Here is a 1,852-nt window from a genome sequence, read left to right as displayed (position 1 = left end):
GCTGCTCGGGCTGGGTCTGGGCCGGTTCGGCTCGGTTTGGTGGCTGCTGGCGTTCCTGCCGGTTGTGGCGGGCGAGCTGGCCTACGGGGTGTACGTCCACCACCTCAGCACCGGCGGGAGCATGCGGCGCGGCCTCGCCCTCCTGGTCTGCGGGCAGCTCGGCTTCCTCCTCGGCGCCCTCATGCGGCCCATGCGCGGTGAAACCTGAGCCGTACGTCCGGCCTGATCGTCGCATTTACCTTATTTGCAAGCCGTGTGCCTTCCCTCCGCGGTCAGGACAGGCGATTGCGTCTCGACCCGCAACTGGGGGTTGAGGCTATGGATCCGTCTCAAAACGACGAGCGGGGCGCCGCATCGAGACGCAGTTTGGGTCACCGTGCGTTCGCCCGCTTCGGCACGCCTGCGATCCTGACGACCGTGCTGCTCGTGGTGGTGGCCTGGGTCGGCTTCCTAGGTTGGGTTCTCGTTGGATTGGTCGGCCGGCTCATCGGATAGAGGATGATCCTCAAACGCGTCGTCCGGCATCACCGGCGCCGTGAAGCACGGTGCCAGAACGCCAGGAACCCGGTGACGTAGGCGGCGGACACCGTGGCGGCCCAGGACATCTCCAGAGCGTCTCCTTTTCGTCCCGCGGTTCAGCCATGAGACTCTGACGGTCCCCGCGTATCTGGGTCGATCCTCGGCAGCCACCTTACCGGTGATGGCGTTGACCATACGTCATCCGGGTCGAGCCAGACGGGTGCGTTCCCCGCGCGAGGCCGACCGTTGGCAGTCCCTCGACAGCGCGGATCAAGGCGTTCGGAGGCGACTGCACGGAGCGGCTATCCAAGCCCATCGTGTCCCGCGCTGACACGCCGACGCGGTCGGGCGCCCTTTCATCTGCGGCAACGCGGAACGGAAGAACTCGCCAATCGGCTGCGCCGAGCGCGCTGGTTCGCAACCCGACGCCGCGCGTCGCCACATTGGTTTGCGGCTTGAGGATCGCCTCCGATTCCGGTTGCAACGGTTTCGGCCGCTCAACCGTTTGTGCCCATGTTGCTGTGCGAAAACGACCGCACCGCACAGAGCGGGCCGATTGAGCGCGCTAATTGATGGTATCTGGACCTATCGCGATGCGGCGCAATGCCGAGAGCGTACGGGTGCGCTTGCTCTGATTGCAAGTCGGGTAAACAAAACGGATCAGTAGAAAATACCGGGCGGACTTCCGCATCGGTGCTCCGTTACATCGGCAAGAAGCCTAACCGACATCAGTCGCGCCGCCGAAGTCTTCTCTCATCTGTGAAATTGGCCTAAGAATCGGGTTGCCAGGCCGGCGTTAACAGATTATGAGCATCGCAATAACCAATCATTAATGTTCGCCATTGGGCTCGCCAAAGGAGCTGAGACCATGCTGACTCGTGCTGAGCCCGCTACCTCCGCAGACTTCGCTGCAGCGCACCGTCGCGCGGAGCAGCTGGAGGTTGCCGAGCCGGTTGCAGCCCACCTCGTCGGTCAGGTCAGCGTCGCCGCCGAGGCGGTCAGCGACCTGGTCCTGCCGGACGCCCCCTTCGTCGTCCGCGGCCTGCGCCTGAACTGGGCGGCCAAGCGCGGCCTCGATGTCGGCGTGGCCGTCACCGCCCTGTTCCTGCTTCTGCCGCTCCTCCTGCTCATCGCCCTCCTGGTCTGGGCCGGCGACGGCCGCGCCCCGATCTTCCGCCACATGCGCCTGGGCCGCGACGGCCGCTCCTTCGGCTGCCTCAAGTTCCGCTCCATGGTCACCGACGGCGAGGCGGTGCTGGCCGCCCATCTGGCCTCCGACCCGCGGGCCCGGGCCGAATGGGCCGCCACGCACAAGCTCAGCAACGATCCGCGC

At 65.9% G+C, this 1,852-nt stretch carries 3 protein-coding genes; all 3 read left to right on the top strand.

Going from position 1 to position 1,852, the window contains the following annotated elements; all coding sequences use genetic code 11:
• Position 1 precedes the first annotated feature (1 nt).
• The gene (locus tag MKK84_RS01325; protein WP_243916236.1) at positions 2 to 208 is read left to right on the top strand and encodes a hypothetical protein; all 207 of its coding nucleotides are present in this window, start codon (positions 2 to 4) and stop codon (positions 206 to 208) included.
• 158 nt (positions 209 to 366) lie between these two features.
• Positions 367 to 495: a hypothetical protein gene (locus tag MKK84_RS35350; RefSeq protein WP_279599308.1), complete on the top strand. Its 129-nt coding sequence runs from the start codon at positions 367 to 369 to the stop codon at positions 493 to 495.
• 892 nt (positions 496 to 1,387) lie between these two features.
• The coding region (locus MKK84_RS01320; RefSeq protein ID WP_243916235.1) for a sugar transferase at positions 1,388 to 1,852 on the top strand (465 nt) is incomplete at its 3' end.

Source organism: Methylobacterium sp. E-065 (genome assembly GCF_022829605.1).
In the GTDB taxonomy this organism is placed as follows: domain Bacteria; phylum Pseudomonadota; class Alphaproteobacteria; order Rhizobiales; family Beijerinckiaceae; genus Methylobacterium.
This window is presented reverse-complemented; position numbering and strand designations above follow the sequence as displayed.